Genomic DNA, 16,579 nt, shown 5'->3' on the forward strand with positions numbered 1-16,579 from the left:
CGCACGTCACCCCGCGCCTCAGCGGCGCGGCGGCTCGTCCGGCGTCATGCGGGCACGGATCACGATCAGCACGACGCCGGCGAGCGCGGCGAGCACGCCCAGCACGCTGAGGCTCCAGCCGCCGATCGCCGTCTCGCCATGCGAGGCGATGCCCAGCACCAGCGCGAACAGCCCGCCGTAGATCAGCACCCAGGCGGTGGTGTCCAGCCGGTCCAGCGTGCGTTGCGGGGGCATCAGAAAGCGTCCTCCGGCATGGTGGCGCAGGTTGCATCGCGCGTCTGCACCACCTGCAGCCAGGCCGGGATCTTCGGCAGCTCGTAGTGGAAAAAATACCGTGCCGCACGCAGGCGGCCCTCGTCCTGCGCCTGCACTGGCTGCGCCGGCAGGGCCAGCAGCACGTCGAGCCAGGTCCAGGCGATCACCAGGTGGCCGAAGGCCTGCATGTAGGGCACCGCGTTCGCCAGCGCGTCGGCGGGGTTGCCGGTGGCCCATGCGGCCTTGGTGGCGGCGCCGACCTGCTGCAGCGCCTGCCCCAGCGCGTTGGCGTGCTGCGCCAGGTGCGGCTGCTGGATGGCGCGCTCGATCGTCGCGTTGACGCGGCCGGCCAGCAGCAGCAGGCCCTTGCCGCCTTCCATGACCACCTTGCGACCGAGCAGGTCCGCCGCCTGGATACCGTGCGTGCCCTCGTGGATCATGTTCAGGCGGTTGTCGCGCCAGTACTGTTCCACCGGGAAGTCGCGGGTATAGCCGTAGCCGCCGAGGATCTGGATCGCCAGCGAGTTCGCCTCCAGGCAGAACTCGCTGGGCCAGCTCTTGGCCACCGGCGTCAGCACTTCCAGCAGCAGGCGCGCTTCGTCCGCGGCCTGCGGCGCACCGGTGTGCTGTTCGTCCACCAGCCGCGCGCATTGCAGCAGCAGCGCGAGCGCCCCTTCGCAGTACGACTTCTGCCCCAGCAGCATGCGCTTGATGTCGGCGTGCTCGATGATGCGCACCTGTGGTTGCGCGGGGTCCTTGCCCGCCGGTCCGACCGGGCGGCCTTGCGGGCGGTTCCTGGCGTATTCGAGCGAGGCGTAGTAGCCGGCCAGGCCCAGCGAGGTGGCCGCCAGGCCGATGCCGATGCGCGCCTCGTTCATCATGTGGAACATGCAGCGCAGGCCCTCGCCGGGGCGCCCCACGAGGTAGCCGATGGCACCCGGGGCCCCGCGCACGGGGTACCGGCCCTCGCCGAAATTGAGCAGCGTGTTGGTCGTGCCGCGCCACCCCAGCTTGTGGTTGAGGCCTGCCAGCGCGATGTCGTTGCGTTCGCCGGTCAGGCGCCCCTCGGTATCCACCAGCTTCTTGGGCACGATGAACAGCGAGATGCCGCGCGTGCCGGGGACCAGCCTGCCGTCCGCACCGGGGATCTTGGCGAGCACCAGGTGCACGATGTTCTCGGCCAGCTCGTGCTCGCCGGCCGAGATCCACATCTTGTTGCCCTTGAGGCGATACCGGGGGCCGAGGGGATCGCCCTCGAAGTCCTCGCCGTCGGGAGTCGCGCGGGTGGCCACGTCCGACAGCGACGAGCCCGCCTGCGGCTCCGACAGGCACATGGTGCCGGAGAAGCGCCCGCTGAATTCGTTGAGCGCGAAGACCCTCTTCTGCAGCTCGGTGCCGTGCGCCAGCAGCAGGTTGGCGTTGCCGATGGTGAGCAGGCCGCCGCCGATGCTGACGGAGGCGGTGGTGAAGAAGGTGCCCGCCGCGGCCTCGATGGTGTACGGCAGCTGCATGCCGCCGATGTCGTAGTCCTGCGCGGCGCTGAGCATGCCGGAGGCGACGTAGGCGTCGTGGGCCTCGTGGGTGGCCCGCGGCAGGATCACGCGCTCGCCGTCGAAGCGGGGCTCCTCGGTGTCGACCAGCCGGTTGAAGGGCGCGTACTTCTCGCGCGCGATGCGCTCGCAGGTATCGAGCACCGCCCCGAAGGTCTCGCGCGAATGGTCCGCAAACCGCGGCCGCTCGGTCAGCCGATCCGCGTGCAGCCAGTCGTAGAGGAGGAATTCGAGGGTGGGACGGAGGGTGGACATGGCGGGGGCTGGCGAAGGAAGACAAACATCCGGACGCAGAGGACGCAAAGGGTACGCAGAGAACGCAAAGAAAACCTTCGAAAGTCTTCCTTGTCCCTTTTGCGTCCTCTGCGTACCCTTCGCGTCCTCTGCGTCCGGCAGTCCGTTTTCAGAGGACCTCGAACACCCCCGCCGCCCCCATCCCGCCGCCGATGCACATCGTGACGAGGACGCGCTTGGCGCCGCGGCGCTTGCCTTCCAGGAGGGCGTGGCCGGTCAGGCGCTGGCCGGAGACGCCATAGGGGTGGCCCACGGCGATGGCGCCGCCGTTGACGTTCAGGCGGTCGGCCGGGATGCCCAGCTTGTCGCGGCAATAGATCACCTGCACCGCGAAGGCCTCGTTCAGCTCCCACAGGTCGATGTCCTGCACCGTCAGGCCCAGGCGCTTGAGCACCTTGGGCACCGCGAAGACGGGCCCGATGCCCATTTCGTCCGGCTCGCAGCCCGCCACCGCGAAGCCGAGGAAGCGCCCGATCGGCTTCAGGTTGTTGCGGCCGGCGTACTCCTCGCTCACCACCACGCAGGCGCCCGCGCCGTCGGAGAACTGGCTGGCGTTGCCGGCGGAGATCACCCCGCCCGGCAGCGCCGGCTTGATGCCGGCAATGCCTTCCTTGGTCGTGCCGGGGCGCAGGCCTTCGTCCTGCGACGCCGTCACCTCCTTGGTCATGAGGCCCATCACCGGGTCGGCCACGCCGGCCTTGACGGTGATCGGCGCGATCTCGGCCTTGAACAGGCCGGCTTCCTGCGCCGCGCAGGCCTTCTGCTGGCTGGCCGCGCCGTATTCGTCCATCTGGTCGCGCGAGATGTCGTAGCGCTTGGCCACCTGCTCCGCCGTCTGCAGCATCGACCAGTAGATCTCGGGCTTCTTCTCCATCAGCGCCGGGTCCCGCAGCATGTGCTGGTTCATCTCCTGCTGCACGCAGGAGATGCTCTCCACCCCGCCAGCCACGTAGACCTCGCCCTCGCCCGCGATGATCCGCTGCGACACCATCGCGATCGTCTGCAGGCCGGAGGAGCAGAAGCGGTTGACCGTGGCGCCCGACACCGTCACCGGCAGGTCGGCCATCAGCGCGATCTGGCGCGCGATGTTGGCGCCCGTCGCGCCCTCGGGGTTGGCGCAGCCCATGAGCACGTCCTCCACCGCGTCGGGCGCGACGCCCGCGCGCTGGATCGCGGCCTTGACGACGTGGCCGCCCAGGGTGGCACCGTGCGTCATGTTGAACGCCCCCTTCCAGCTCTTGGCAAGGGGGGTGCGGGCGGTGGAGACGATGACGGCGTTGCTCATGGTGATGGCCTTTCGTAGGTTCCGGTCAGGCGGTGGGCGCGTTCAGGTTGCGCAACAGTTGATGGTAGAAGCGCACCAGCTCCGCCAGGTTGGCGACGGCGATGCGCTCGTTGGTGCCGTGCAGGCGCTGCAGGTCTTCGGCCTTCGCGCGCACGGGGGAGAAACGGTAGATGTGGTCGGCGATCGGCACGAACAGGCGCGAATCGGAGCCGGCGACATAGAGCGAGGGCGCGACGACGAGCCCGGGAAACAGCGAGCGCAGCGTGCGCTGGATCTGCTGGTACGAGGCGGAGCGGGTGGGCGTCACGGGCGTGGGCTCGTAGCCGCCGGGGAGTTCCCGCACCGTGAAGCGATCCCCCAGCGTGGCCTGCACGTGCTGCTTGACGCTCGCGCGCGATTCGCCCGGCAGGATGCGGAAGTTGACCACCGCCTGCGCCTCGCCCGGCAGCACGTTGTCCTTCTCGCCGGCGCGCACCACCGTCAGCGCCGTGGTGGTCCGCAGCATCGCGTTGCTGCCGGGCGCTTTCTCCAGCTGCGCGCGCACCAGCGGGCCGAACAGCCACAGGTTGGACAGCGCCACCCGCTGGAAGCCGCGCATCTCGGGCGCGGTGGTCTCGAACATCTCGCGCGCGACGCCCTGCAGCGCGGCGGGGAACTGATCCTGGTCCAGCCGCCGCAGGCCCTCGCTCATGATCGCGATCGCGCTCGTGCCCGGGGCCGGGGGCAGCGAAGAATGGCCCGCCGGCGCGCTGACCTTCAGGCCCAGCGACACATAGCCTTTCTCCGCCACGCCCACCAGCGCCACCGGCGCCTGCACGCCGGGCACCAGGCCCTCCGTGATCACCAGGCCCTCGTCGAGCACGAAATCGAGCCGCACCTGGCGCTGCTGCAGCAGGCGGACGATCTGGCCGGCGCCGCGGGCGCCACTGGCTTCCTCGTCGGCGCCCGAGGCGAGGTAGACGGTCTGCCGCGGCTGGAAGCCGGCGGCCAGCAGCATCTCGATGGCCTCGAGCTGCGCGACCAGGTTGCCCTTGTCGTCCCAGGCGCCGCGGCCCCACACGTAGCCGTCCCGCACCACACCGGCGAAGGGCGGCACCTGCCACGCCGTCTCGGTGCCGGGGGCGACGGGCACCACGTCCTGGTGGGCGAGCAGGGCGATCGGCTTGGCCTGGGGATCGGTGCCGGGCCAGGTATAGAGCAGGCTCAGGTCGCCGACCACCTCGCGCCGCAGGCGGGCATGGACCAGCGGAAAGCGCTGTTCCAGCCAGGCGTGCAGCTTGCGGAATTCGCCCGCGTTGAGGGCCGGGTCGTCGAGGCTCGCGATGGTCTGCAGGCGCACCGCGCCGGCGAGCTTGTCGGCCACCGCCTGCGCGTCGACGGCCAGCGGCGGCGCCGGCGGCACCGCGAGCTGGCGCGAGCCCTGGCGCAGCGTGTTGGCCGCGACGCCGGCGGCCAGCAGCAGCACGAGGGCGAGGAACGCGAGGACGGCGCGCTTGATCATGGGCGGGGTCGTGGATCCCCGCCTGCGCGGGGATGACGGCCGGGCCCCCGCGCGCGGGGGCCCGCGGCCGTCAGTTGAAGGTCTTGCCCTCTTGCGCCAGCTTGAGCAGCAGCGGCGCCGGCTCCCAGAACTTCGCGTCGTCGCGCGGGTTCTTCTGGAAGCGCTTCATGGCCTGGACCACGTTGAACAGCCCCACCTGGTCGGCATAGAGCATCGGGCCGCCCCGGTGCACCGGGAAGCCGTAGCCGGTGATGTAGACCATGTCGATGTCGCTCGCGCGGGCGGCGATGCCCTCTTCCAGGATGCGCGCGCCCTCGTTGACCAGCGAGAACACCAGGCGCTGCACGATCTCGTCGTCGGAGATCTTGCGCGGCTCCACGCCCAGGGACTTGCGGTGCTCGGCGATCATGTCCTCGACCAGCTTCGAGGGGATCGCATCGCGCTTGCCCTGCTGGTAGTCGTACCAGCCGGCGCCGGTCTTCTGGCCGAAGCGGCCCAGCTCGCACAGCTTGTCGGCCGTGCGGCTATAGAGCATGTTGGGACGCTCCTGCGACCGGCGCTTGCGGATCGCCCAGCCGATGTCGTTGCCGGCCAGGTCGCCCATGCGGAACGGGCCCATGGCGAAGCCGAACTTCTCGATCGCCCGGTCCACCTGCTGCGGCGTGGCGCCCTCGTCCAGCAGGAAACCGGCCTGCCGGCTGTACTGCTCGATCATGCGGTTGCCGATGAAGCCGTCGGTGACGCCGGAGACGACCGCCGTCTTGCGGATCTTTTTGGCCAGCGCCATCACGGTGGCGAGCACGTCCTTGCCCGTCTTCGCCCCGCGCACCACTTCCAGCAGCTTCATCACGTTGGCCGGACTGAAGAAGTGCAGGCCGATCACGTCCTCGGGCCGCCTGGTGAACGCGGCGATCTTGTCCAGGTCCAGCGTGGAGGTGTTGGAGGCGAGGATCGCGCCCTTCTTCATGACGGCATCGAGCTGCTCGAACACCTTCTGCTTGACGCCCATCTCCTCGAACACCGCCTCGATCACGAGGTCGGCGTCCTTGATGTCCTCGTAGGAGAGCGTGGTCTTGAGCAGGCCCATGCGCTCGTCGTACTTGTCCTGCTTGAGCTTGCCCTTCTTCACCTGCGACTCGTAGTTCTTGCGCATGGTGGCGACGCCGCGGTCCAGGGCGTCCTGCTTCATCTCCAGCATGGTGACGGGGATGCCCGCGTTGAGGAAGTTCATGGAGATGCCGCCGCCCATGGTGCCGGCGCCGATGACGGCGACGCGCTCGATCTTGCGCTGCGGCGTGTCGTCCGGCACGTCGGCGATCTTGGAGGCGGCGCGCTCGGCCACGAACAGGTGGCGCAGCGCGCGGCACTCCGGCGTGAACATCAGCGCGGTGAAGATCTCGCGCTCGTAGGCCATGCCCTCGTCGAACTTCTTCTTCGTCGCGGACTCCACCGCATCCACGCACTTGGCCGGCGCCGGGAAGTTGCGGGCCATGCCCTTGACCATGTTGCGCGCGAAACCGAAGTAGGCGTCCCCCAAGGGGTGCTTGCACGGCATGTTGCGCACCAGCGGCAGCGGGCGCGTGTCGGCCACCGAGCGGGCGAAGGCGATCGCCTCCTCCAGCAGGCCCTCGGGCGACGCCGCCATGCGGTCGAACAGCTTCTGCCCCGGCAGCCTGGCCAGCATCTCGCTCTTGACGGGCTCGCCGCTCACGATCATGTTCAGGGCGGCTTCCACGCCCAGCACGCGCGGCAGGCGCTGGGTGCCGCCGGCACCGGGGATGAGGCCCAGCTTCACCTCGGGCAGCGCGATGTTCGCGCCCGGGGCGGCGATGCGGTAATGGCAGCCGAGCGCCAGCTCCAGCCCGCCGCCCATGGCCACGGAGTGGATCGCGGCCACGATCGGCTTGGCGGAGTTCTCGCAGGCCAGGATCACGGAGAGCAGGTTCGGGTCCTGCGTGGCCTTGGGAGTGCCGAACTCCTTGATGTCCGCCCCGCCGGAGAAGGCCTTGCCCGCGCCCGCGATCACGATGGCCTTGACGGCCGGGTCCGCGTTGGCCTGGTCGATGCCGGCGGCGATCGCGGTGCGGGTGGCGTAGCCCAGCCCGTTGACGGGTGGGTTGTTCATGGTGATCACGGCCACGTCGCCGTGGACCTTGTATTCAGCCGTCATGGGGTGGGTCCCTTCGTCAGGAAAAAGAACGCTCGTTCGCTTCTCGATTCTAAAGTGCGTCGCCGGGCGCATCCCCGCTCCCAGTCGCAGGTGGGACAGGACCGCGGCACGGGGTCTTGTCTCGCCACACTTGAGCTGGACAGGGGGTATGCGCCATGCTAGAGGCGCCGCACATTCTGGTATCCCCGCGACACCCGGCGCGCGGCAACATCCAATAATCCGACAGGAGGACTCTCATGCAAGCCAGTTCCCAACTCGCCTCGACCCGCTTCGCCGCCTTCCCGGGCACCGACTTCGCCCGGCAGGAGTGGAGCGGCTTCGGCGCGGCCCTGCACCTGAAGGTGCTGACCACCCCGGAGGAGCGGCAGGTGCTGGTTCCCTTGCGCAAGCACGCGCCCATGGGGGTCGAGGACGACCTGGGCGCCGGCCTGATGCCCTTCGAGTCGGCGCGCGACGACGTCGGCGTCGTGACCGCGATCTACCGCGGCGCCAAGCTGGTCGCCACGCTGCGCCTGGTGCCCAGCGGCCTGCGCCTGACCGCCGCCGAGCGCGTCTGGGCGGACCGCAGCGCGGCCCCCGAGATCCTCGGCCCCGGCAACTGGGAGGTGGGCCGCCTGATCGTGGCCCCCGAGGAGCGTTCGCCCGAACTGCTGCACCAGTGCTTCTGCATGGCGCTGCAGGTGCTGATGGACACGCGCGAGGTCGAGCATTTCTATGCGATCTCCACCCCCGCCATGGCGCGGCTGTGGCGCCGCTTCGGCATGCATGCCACGGCGCCGCTGGTGGGCGCCAGCGGCCGGCCGTTCGTGCTGGTGTCCGGCCACGTGGACGCCGTCGCGGCGGCCCTGCACGTCGCCGTGCCGCAACGGCACCCCGGCCTCGTGGCGGCTGCGCGGCACGAAGAAGACATGGCGCTGGCCGACTGATTGGCGCGCGTCCGGTGTTTGCTACATTGATGGGCAAACCCCGGGCCGGGCGCAGGCCACTGGCGTGAGGCGGCACCGGGAGCCGGGAGGGGCATGAAGACAGTCATCAGGGATCTGGCACGGAGCTACCGGCTGCACCACGCCGGCAGCCCCGGGTTGCTGAAGGGGATCGGGCTGGTCGGCACGGTCGCCTTCCCGCTGATCTACCTGCTGCGGTTCACGGGCAAGCTGCCGCCCCTGTACGACGACCTGCCCTGGCGGCTGGTGGCCATCGCCATGTGCGCGCTGCTGGTGGCGCGCAAGTCCTGGCCGCAGCGGCTGCAGCGCTGGTTCCTGCCCTTCTCGTACCTCACGATCTTCTACTCGCTGGCGTTCTTCCTGCCGTTCACGCTGCTGCAGAACCAGGCCGCCACGCCGACGATCATCAACATGGTGGTGAGCGCGCTGCTCATCATCCTGCTGACCGACTGGCGCAACTCGGTGGTGCTGATGCTGGGCGGCTACGCCACCAGCATCGCGGCGTACTGGCTGACCAACCCCGACCCGCGCCTGCCCTCCACCTTCCTGGTGTGGTGGGTGCCGCTCAGCGCCGTGCTGGTGGCCGGCGGCAGCATCTCCAAGTACGTGGAAAAGCGGGCCGAGCTGGAGCGCATGCGCCGGCTCTATTCGGGCATGGCGGGCTCCGTCGCGCACGAGATGCGCACGCCGCTGGCCCACGTGGAACATGCCCTGGAGACCATCGAGGCGAGCCTGCGCCGTGCCGGCCAGCCGAATGCGCCGGGACTCAGCCGGGACGAACTGCGGCGACTGTCCGCCCTGGCGGCGCAGGGCCGGCATGCCGTCCGGCGGGGCCTGCAGGGCATCACGGTCACGCTGCAGCAACTCAGCCACCGGGCGTTCGATCCGGCGCAGTTCCGGCCGCTTTCGGCCGCCGCCTGCGTGCACAAGGCGGTCGACGAGTACGTCTACGAAGGGGCCCACCAGCGCTCGCGCGTGCGCATCGAGGTGGCCGACGATTTCACCTTCATCGGGGACGAGACCACCTTCGTGCTGATCGTCTTCAACCTGCTGAAGAACGCGCTGTACTACCTGCCCCTGCACCCGGACGCGATCATCACCATCACGGTCGAGCGCACGCCGGAGCATCGCGTGGTCGTGCGCGACAGCGGTCCCGGCATCGCCCCGGAACTGCTGGCGCGCCTGTTCGAGGAGTTCCAGTCCTCCGGCAAGAGCGAGGGCACGGGCCTCGGGCTGGCGTTCTGCCGGCGCGCGATGCAGGCCTTCGGCGGCAACATCTCCTGCCGATCGGAACTCGGCCGCTTCACCGAGTTCGCGCTGACCTTCCCCCCGGCCTCCCCGGCGGCGCAACCGCAAAGCACTCCGGCCGCCCTGTCCGCCGGCCCGCAGGTGGACCTGGCCGGCCGCACCGTGCTGGTGGTGGACGACAGCGCCTTCAACCGCACCATCGTCAAGGCGCGCCTGCGCGAACTCGGGGTGCACGCGCTGGAGGCCCAGCACGGCAGCGAGGCCCTGCGCATGATCGACGAAGGCGCCCGGCCGGCGGCCATCCTCATGGATGTGCAGATGCCCGGCCTGAGCGGAATGGATGCGACGCGCGCCCTGCGGGCCCGCCCGGGGCCCGCCAGCACCATCCCGGTGCTGGGGGTCAGCGCCAACGACCTGCCGGCCTCGCGCGACAGCGCCCTCGCCGCCGGCATGGACGGCTACCTGACCAAGCCCCTGCAACCCGAGCTGCTGCGCGCCGAACTCGAGCGCGTCCTGAGGCTCGCCGCCAGCAACGAGCCGTTTCAGCCCTCGGGCCAGACGGCGGGTTTCTGACCCCTCGCCAGCCCCCCCCGGTACGCCCGGCAATGGGGGTTTTTCCCCTCTGTGGCGAGTCATACGAAGGTTCGCGATCTTGCGACAGTGTTGTCGCCGCAGACTCGTTTTCGCATCGCTTTCCCTCCCGGCCATTACTCCATTTCCTTAAGGAAGCTTGAGGCTCATGGCCATCCGCGGCCTTTCTTGGCATGCTGCGTGCTGGGCCCTTCGGGCATGTGACGGCGATCACAGAAACACAGAGCAATATCAAGGAGGAAACAGAAGAATGAGCACGATGAGCAACTTTCCGTCGGCGCGTCACGCCGACTGGCTGGACGAGCCGCTGTTGCTGCCGCTCGCGGCGCTGAATCCGGAGCAGGCGGGCTACGTGCCGGGGTTGCGCCTGCGCGTGCTCAGGACGGCGCGCGAACGCGAGGACATTGCCGGGCTGCGCCGTCACGCCGCCTTCCGTGTCGAGCAGGACCTCGGCCTGGGCCTCAAGCCCTTCGAGCAGACCCGCGACGAGATCGGCATCGTCACGGCGGTCTACCGCGAGCAACGGCCGCTCGCCACGCTGCGCTTCGTGCCCACCGGCCACGGCCTCACCGGGGCCGAGCGGCTGCTGCAGAAGACCTCGTTCGACGCTTCGATCCTCGGCGAAGGCAGCTGGGAGGTCGGGCGCGTGATCATGGAACCCGAGGACCGCCATCCCGACCTGCTGCTGGAATGCCTGAGCGTCACGCTCGAGGAGCTGATGCAGCTCGAGGACGTGCGCCACTTCCACGCGACGACCACCCTGGCCATGGCCCGGCTGTGGCGCCGCGTCGGCATGCGCACCGTCCTCACCGCCACCGGCGAGAGCGGCGGGCGCTATGCCCTGGTGCACGGCCGCGTGGCCGATGTCGCCGCCGCCCTGCACCTGCCGGTCCCGCTGGAGGAGCCCCGGGCCTGGCAGCCCCACGCGATCCAGGCGCCCCACCTGCAGGGGGGCTTCGCCCGCCGGGAGCCGGCCATCGCGCCGGCTGCCGCCGCCTGAAAGCAGTGCCGGAAAGGAGGGATAACGCATGGACGCCTTCAAACGCTTCACCCGCGGGCTCTCGCGTTCGTACCGCTTCCACCATGAGACCAACTCGACCCTGCTGGACTGGATCGGGGTGGTGGGCGTGGTGGCGTTCTCGGCGCTGTACCTGGTGCGCCTGACCGGCAAGCTGCCGCCGCGCTGGGACGACGTCTGGTTCCGCATCCCGGCCATCATCGGCTGCGTGCTGCTGGCCCTGCGCCGCTGGTGGCCCGCACCGGTCGCCCGCTTCTACCTGCCCTACTCCTACGCCACGGTCTTCTACTGCCTCGCGTTCTTCATGCCGCTGTCGCTGCTGGAGAACCGCGGCGCGCCCAACACCGTGGTCAACATGATGCTCGGCGCGATGCTGGTCATCCTGCTGACGGACTGGCGCAACACCCTGATCATGATCGTGGGCGGCTACGTTGCCGCTTCGGCGTATTTCCTGGCCACCAAGCCGGCCGCCGATTTCCCGCTGGAATTCCTCTACTGGTGGGTGCCGCTGTGCCTGGTGGTCGTCGCCGGCGGCAGCATCTCCAAGTACGTGGAGCGGCGCGCCGAGCTGGAACGCCTGCGTCGCCTGTATTCGGGCCTCGCGGGCTCCATCGCCCACGAGGTGCGCAATCCGCTCGCCCAGGTCCAGCATGCCATGCGCACCGCGCAGTCCCTGCTGCCGCGCGGCAAGGGCGATGTCGTGGCGGTGCCGCTGCACCAGCTCGATGCCATCGCGCGCGAGCTGGCGCAGGGCACCAACGCCGCCCACCGCGGGCTGCAGGCCATCACGCTGACGCTGCAGCAGGTCAACGGCAAGGCGCTGGACAGCAGCAGCTTCACCCTGCTGTCGGCGGCCATGTGCGTGCACAAGGCGGTGCAGGAGTACGCGTACGAAAGCCAGGAGCAGCGCTCCCGCGTCGAGGTGCAGGTCGCCGGCGACTTCATCTTCCGCGGCGAGGAGACGGCCTGCGTGCTGGTCCTCTTCAACCTGCTGAAGAACGCGCTGTACTACCTGCCGCTGCACCCGGAGGCGAGCATCACCGTCTCGGTCGAGGCCGCACCGGTGCACCGCATCGTCGTGCGCGACACCGGCCCCGGCATCGCGGCGGAGCGCCTGCCGGAACTGTTCGAGGAATTCCACTCGTTCGGCAAGAGCGAGGGCACGGGCCTCGGCCTGGCCTTCTGCCGCCGCGCGATGCGGGCCTTCGGCGGGGACATCCGGTGCGATTCGGAACTCGGCCGCTACACGGAATTCACCCTGAGCTTCCCGCCCGCGCCCGAGGGCATCGAGCCCGCGCCGCTGCCGGCGCCGCTCGCCCTGCCCGCAGCGCCGCACGTGAGCTTCGGTGGCCGCACCATCCTGGTGGTGGACGACAGCGCGTTCAACCGCGCCATCGTGAAGGCGCGCCTGCGCGAGCTGGACCTGCGCGTGGTGGAGGCCCGCCATGGCCAGGAAGCGCTGAAGATCATCGACGACGGCGCCCGTCCGGCGGCGATCCTGATGGACATGGAGATGCCGGGCATCAGCGGCATCGAGGCGACGCGCGCCCTGCGGGAGCGGCCGGCGCCGGCCAATTCCATCCCGGTGCTGGCGCTCAGCGCCAACGACCTGCCCGCGTGGCGCGAAGGCGCGCTCGCGGTCGGCATGAACGGCTACCTGACCAAGCCGATCCAGCCGGAGATCCTCAGTTCGGAACTGGCCCGCGTGCTGAACCTGGACACGCCCCCGACGCCCTTCCGCGACGACCCCCAGCCGGAAACCACCGCCTCGCGCTGAGGACAGGGGCCCCGGCTGGGGTCTTCAGACCTCCAGCCACTCCTTGCGCACGTAGGCGTCGTGGCGCAGGGTTTCCGGCGTGCCCTGGAACACGATGCTGCCGTGGCCCATCACCAGCGCGCGGTCGGAGATCGACAGCGCGATGGTGAGCTTCTGCTCGATCAGCAGCACCGAGACGCCGCGCGACTTGAGCGTCTTCAGGTAGCCGGCCACGAGTTCGACGATCTTGGGCGCCAGGCCCTCGGTGGGCTCGTCGATGATGATCAGTTCCGGGTCGCCCATGAGCGTGCGGCACAGCGTGAGCATCTGCTGCTCGCCGCCGGAGAGCACGCCGGCCTCGGTGTGCTGGCGCTCCTTCAGGCGCGGGAACATGCCGTACATGTCGTCGAAGCCCCAGCGGCCGCGGGCGCCTGCGCTCGCCTCCTGTTTCCTGGCGCGCGCTCCCTTCTGGCCGAGCATGAGGTTCTGGTGCACCGTGAGCTTGGGGAAGATGTCGCGGTTCTCCGGCACGTAGCCGATGCCGAGGTGGGCGATCTCGTAGGGCTTGCGGCCGACGATGTGCTGGCCCTTCCAGACCACGTCGCCGGTGCTTTCCACCATGCCCATGATCGCCTTCGCGGTCGTGGAGCGGCCCGAACCGTTGCGACCGAGCAGCGCGACGATCTCGCCCTCGCCCACCTCGAAGTGGACGCCGTGCAGCACGTGGCTCTTGCCGTAGAAGGCGTGCAGGTTGTGGATGGAGAGCATCAGCGGGCTTCCTGCTGCGTGGCGATGACGGAGCCCAGGTAGGCCTCCTGCACGCGCTGGTTCGCGCGCACGTTCTCCGGCGTGTCGAAGGCGATGATCTCGCCGTAGACGACCACCGCGATCTTGTCCGCCAGGCCGAACACCACTCCCATGTCGTGCTCCACGGTCAGCAGCGTCTTGCCGGTCGTCACGGCGCGGATCAGGTCGATGAAGCGCTTGGTCTCGGCGCGGCTCATGCCCGCGGTGGGCTCGTCCAGCAGGATCACGCTGGCGCCGCCGGCGATCGTGATGCCCACCTCCAGCGCGCGCTGCTCGGCGTACGTGAGGTTGATCGCCAGCACGTCGCGCTTCTTGTGCAGGTGGATCATCTCCAGCAGCTCCTCGGCGCGCTCGTTCGCGTCGTCGAGGTCGGCCAGGAACTTGAGGAAGGTGTACTTGTAGCCCAGGCTCCAGAGCACGCCGCAGCGCAGGTTCTCGAACACCGACAGCTTGGGGAAGATGTTGGTGATCTGGAAGCTGCGCGAGAGGCCCAGCCGGTTGATCTCGAAGGGCTTCCTGCCGTCGATGCGGTGGCCATGCAGCAGCACCTCGCCGCTGGTGGGCGCGAACCGGCCGCTGACCAGGTTGAACAGCGTGGACTTGCCGGCGCCGTTGGGGCCGATCACCGCCACCCGTTCGCCCTGCTGCACCTGCAGGCTGCAGCCGCGGATGATCTCGGTGCGGCCGAAGCTCTTGCGGACGTCCTTGAGCTCCAGGGCCACCGGGGTCGTATCGCTCATAGGGCCTCCCTGCGCTTCATCTCTTTTTCGATGAACTCCTGGATCTCGCCCCATTGCCGCACGTAGTGCCGGCGCGCCACCTCGAACAGGGCCACGCCGGTGAGCATCACGAACAGGGCGCCGAACCAGCTGTCGGGCCCCCGGGCATCGAGGGTGGCGCCCATGAACTGCAGCTTCGGCCCCAGCGCCGCATTGAGCTGCAGGTGGTACACCATCTCGATCATCGCGGCGGCGCCGAACAGCGCCACCAGCGCCGTGAACGCCAGCGCGAGGTAGCTGACCCACAGCTCCTTCAGGCGCCCGAACGCCGCCACCCGCACGTTCATCATGATCAGGCTGGCGATGCCGCCCGGGGCGTACATCACCATGAAGAGGAACACGAGGCCCAGGTACAGCAGCCAGGCCTTGGTGAGCTCCGACAGCAGCACGCCGGCCAGCACCAGCAGCACGCCGCCGATGATCGGGCCGAAGAAGAAGGTGGCGCCGCCGAGGAAAGTGAACAGCAGGTAGGCGCCGGAGCGCGGCGCGCTCACCACCTCGGAGGTCACGATCTCGAAATTCAGCGCCGCCAGGCCGCCGGAGATGCCGGCGAAGAACGCGGACAGGATGAAGGCGATGTAGCGCACCTTCTGCGTGTCGTAGCCCACGAACTCGACCCGCTCGGGGTTGTCGCGCACCGCGTTGAGCATGCGCCCGAGCGGCGTGCGCGTGAAGGCGAACATGGCCGCCGTGCACACGAAGGTGTACAGCGCGATCAGGTAATAGAGCTGGATCTGCGGGCCGAAGGTGATGCCCAGGGGCTTGGGGCCCGCGACGCGGTTGCTGGAGATGCCGCCCTCGCCGCCGAAGAACTCGGGGAACATCAGCGCCGAGGCCCACACCAGCTCGCCGATGCCCAGCGTGATCATGGCGAAGGGCGTCGCCGCCTTCTTGGTCGTGACGTAGCCGAAGAGCACGGCGAACAGCATCGCGGAGAAGCCGCCCACCACCGGGATCAGGCTCACCGGGATCGGCCAGCCGCCCTTGGAGACCAGGTTGAGCGTGTGGATCGCGAGGAAGGAGCCCATGCCCGAATACACGGCATGGCCGAAACTGAGCATGCCGCCCTGCCCCAGGATCATGTTGTACGACAGGCACACGATGATCGCGATGCCCATCTGCGACAGCATGGTGTGCGACAGGCTGCTGGTGAACACCAGCGGCGCCAGCAGCAGCACGAGCGCATAGGCGCCCCAGATCAACCAGCGGCCGACGTTGTACGGCTTGAATTCGTAATAGTCCTTGTGGCGTGCCATGTCAGCCTCCGACGAGCCGCCTCAAGGAGGCTGAAGCCCCCTCGGGGGGCAGCGACCCACACGGAGTGGGGGAGCGTGGGGGTACCATTTCTCAGCCCTCCCGCGTTCCGAGAAGGCCCTTCGGGCGGAAGATCAGGATCAGCACCAGGAACAAGTAGGGCAGGATGGGCGCGATCTGCGAGATCTTCAGCTTCCACAACGGGTAGCCGAAAGTCTGCGGGGTGACCGTCCAGCCGACCGTCTGCAGCGCGCCCATCAGCGAGGCGTCCACGCCGACCGCGAAGGTCTGGATGATGCCGATCAGCAGCGACGCGACGAAGGCGCCGGCGAGCGAGCCCATGCCGCCCACCACCACCACCACGAAGATCACCGAGCCGACCGTCGCGGCCATGCCCGGCTCGGTGACGAAGGCATTGCCGCCGATCACGCCCGCGAGGCCCGCCAGCGCCGCGCCGCCGCCGAACACCAGCATGAACACGCGCGGCACGTTGTGGCCCAGCGCCTCCACCGTGTCCGGGTGCGTGAGCGCCGCCTGGATGACCAGCCCGATGCGCGTGCGCGTCAGCAGCAGCCAGATGGCCACCAGCATCAGCACGGCCACCAGCATCATGAAGCCGCGGTACATCGGGAACTGGGTGCCGTACAGCGTGAACAGGGGGCCAGCCAGCGCGGCCGGTACGCGGTAGTCCGCCGAGCTCGTGCCCCATACCAGCTGCACCATCTCCAGGATGATGAAGGACAGGCCGAAGGTGATCAGCAGCTCGGGGACGTGCCCGTACTTGTGCACGCGGCGCAGCGCGTACTTCTCGAACAGGGCGCCGAGCACACCGACCAGCAGCGGCGCCACCACCAGCGCCGGGAAGTAGCCCAGCAACTGCGTCGCGCTGTAGGCGAAGTAGGCCCCGAGCATGTAGAAGCTCGCATGGGCGAAATTGAGGACGCCCATCATGCTGAAGATCAGCGTGAGCCCGGAGCTGAGCATGAACAGCAGCAGGCCGTAGCTGATGCCGTTCAGCAGCGATATGGTGAAGAACTCCATCCGCGCGGTTTCTTTTCTGGTCTTGTGCTTGTGGCCGCATTCTGCCGGGTGCGGCAGCCAAAAAAAAGCCGGGACCGCGCGGTCCC

12 protein-coding genes and 1 pseudogene are annotated in these 16,579 nt (G+C 69.1%); 4 read left to right on the forward strand and 9 right to left on the reverse strand.

Annotated elements, in window-relative coordinates:
- Positions 1–18 precede the first annotated feature (18 nt).
- The 5 genes and pseudogenes from WG923_RS13170 to WG923_RS13190 form a co-directional block, all read right to left on the reverse strand.
- Positions 19–234 carry a hypothetical protein gene (locus WG923_RS13170; RefSeq protein ID WP_340351427.1) on the reverse strand — a complete coding sequence of 72 codons (216 nt, stop codon included), beginning with the start codon at positions 232–234 and terminating at the stop codon, positions 19–21.
- Positions 234–2,060 carry an acyl-CoA dehydrogenase gene (locus WG923_RS13175; RefSeq protein WP_340351428.1) on the reverse strand — a complete coding sequence of 609 codons (1,827 nt, stop codon included), beginning with the start codon at positions 2,058–2,060 and terminating at the stop codon, positions 234–236. Before WG923_RS13175 ends, WG923_RS13170 begins: the two co-directional genes overlap by 1 nt.
- A gap of 148 nt (positions 2,061–2,208) precedes the next feature.
- Positions 2,209–3,384 (reverse strand): acetyl-CoA C-acyltransferase, encoded by a 1,176-nt coding sequence (locus WG923_RS13180; protein WP_340351429.1) that lies wholly within the window; start codon positions 3,382–3,384, stop codon positions 2,209–2,211.
- Positions 3,385–3,409: 25 nt separating this feature from the next.
- A pseudogene (locus WG923_RS13185) lies at positions 3,410–4,906 on the reverse strand (M20 family peptidase); the annotation flags it as partial.
- Positions 4,907–4,955: 49 nt separating this feature from the next.
- Positions 4,956–7,055 (reverse strand): 3-hydroxyacyl-CoA dehydrogenase NAD-binding domain-containing protein, encoded by a 2,100-nt coding sequence (locus tag WG923_RS13190; RefSeq protein ID WP_340351430.1) that lies wholly within the window; start codon positions 7,053–7,055, stop codon positions 4,956–4,958.
- Positions 7,056–7,291: 236 nt separating this feature from the next.
- Between WG923_RS13190 and WG923_RS13195 the strand changes: the two genes are divergently transcribed.
- The 4 genes from WG923_RS13195 (at position 7,292) to WG923_RS13210 (ending at position 12,633) form a co-directional block, all read left to right on the forward strand.
- A complete protein-coding gene (locus tag WG923_RS13195; protein WP_340351431.1) occupies positions 7,292–7,981 on the forward strand; it encodes an N-acyl amino acid synthase FeeM domain-containing protein in 690 nt (229 codons plus the stop codon).
- Between the two features lie 93 nt (positions 7,982–8,074).
- The gene (locus WG923_RS13200) at positions 8,075–9,820 is read left to right on the forward strand and encodes a hybrid sensor histidine kinase/response regulator (RefSeq protein ID WP_340351432.1); all 1,746 of its coding nucleotides are present in this window, start codon (positions 8,075–8,077) and stop codon (positions 9,818–9,820) included.
- Between the two features lie 268 nt (positions 9,821–10,088).
- Positions 10,089–10,838 carry a hypothetical protein gene (locus tag WG923_RS13205; protein ID WP_340351433.1) on the forward strand — a complete coding sequence of 250 codons (750 nt, stop codon included), beginning with the start codon at positions 10,089–10,091 and terminating at the stop codon, positions 10,836–10,838.
- Between the two features lie 28 nt (positions 10,839–10,866).
- Positions 10,867–12,633 (forward strand): hybrid sensor histidine kinase/response regulator, encoded by a 1,767-nt coding sequence (locus WG923_RS13210; protein ID WP_340351434.1) that lies wholly within the window; start codon positions 10,867–10,869, stop codon positions 12,631–12,633.
- 24 nt (positions 12,634–12,657) lie between these two features.
- On the opposite strand, the gene WG923_RS13215 is transcribed toward WG923_RS13210, so the two are convergent.
- From WG923_RS13215 to WG923_RS13230, 4 genes are all read right to left on the reverse strand, one after another.
- Complete coding sequence (locus tag WG923_RS13215; protein ID WP_340351435.1) at positions 12,658–13,380, reverse strand: ABC transporter ATP-binding protein; 723 nt, start codon at positions 13,378–13,380, stop codon at positions 12,658–12,660.
- On the reverse strand, positions 13,380–14,159 hold the full coding sequence (locus WG923_RS13220; RefSeq protein WP_340351436.1) for an ABC transporter ATP-binding protein: 780 nt from the start codon (positions 14,157–14,159) through the stop codon (positions 13,380–13,382). Before WG923_RS13220 ends, WG923_RS13215 begins: the two co-directional genes overlap by 1 nt.
- Positions 14,156–15,454: a branched-chain amino acid ABC transporter permease gene (locus tag WG923_RS13225; RefSeq protein ID WP_340351437.1), complete on the reverse strand. Its 1,299-nt coding sequence runs from the start codon at positions 15,452–15,454 to the stop codon at positions 14,156–14,158. The genes WG923_RS13220 and WG923_RS13225 overlap by 4 nt, the downstream gene beginning before the upstream one ends.
- A 91-nt stretch (positions 15,455–15,545) precedes the next feature.
- Positions 15,546–16,493: a branched-chain amino acid ABC transporter permease gene (locus tag WG923_RS13230; RefSeq protein ID WP_340351438.1), complete on the reverse strand. Its 948-nt coding sequence runs from the start codon at positions 16,491–16,493 to the stop codon at positions 15,546–15,548.
- Positions 16,494–16,579 lie beyond the last annotated feature (86 nt).

This window comes from Ramlibacter sp. AN1133 (genome assembly GCF_037890035.1).
GTDB lineage: Bacteria > Pseudomonadota > Gammaproteobacteria > Burkholderiales > Burkholderiaceae_C > Ramlibacter.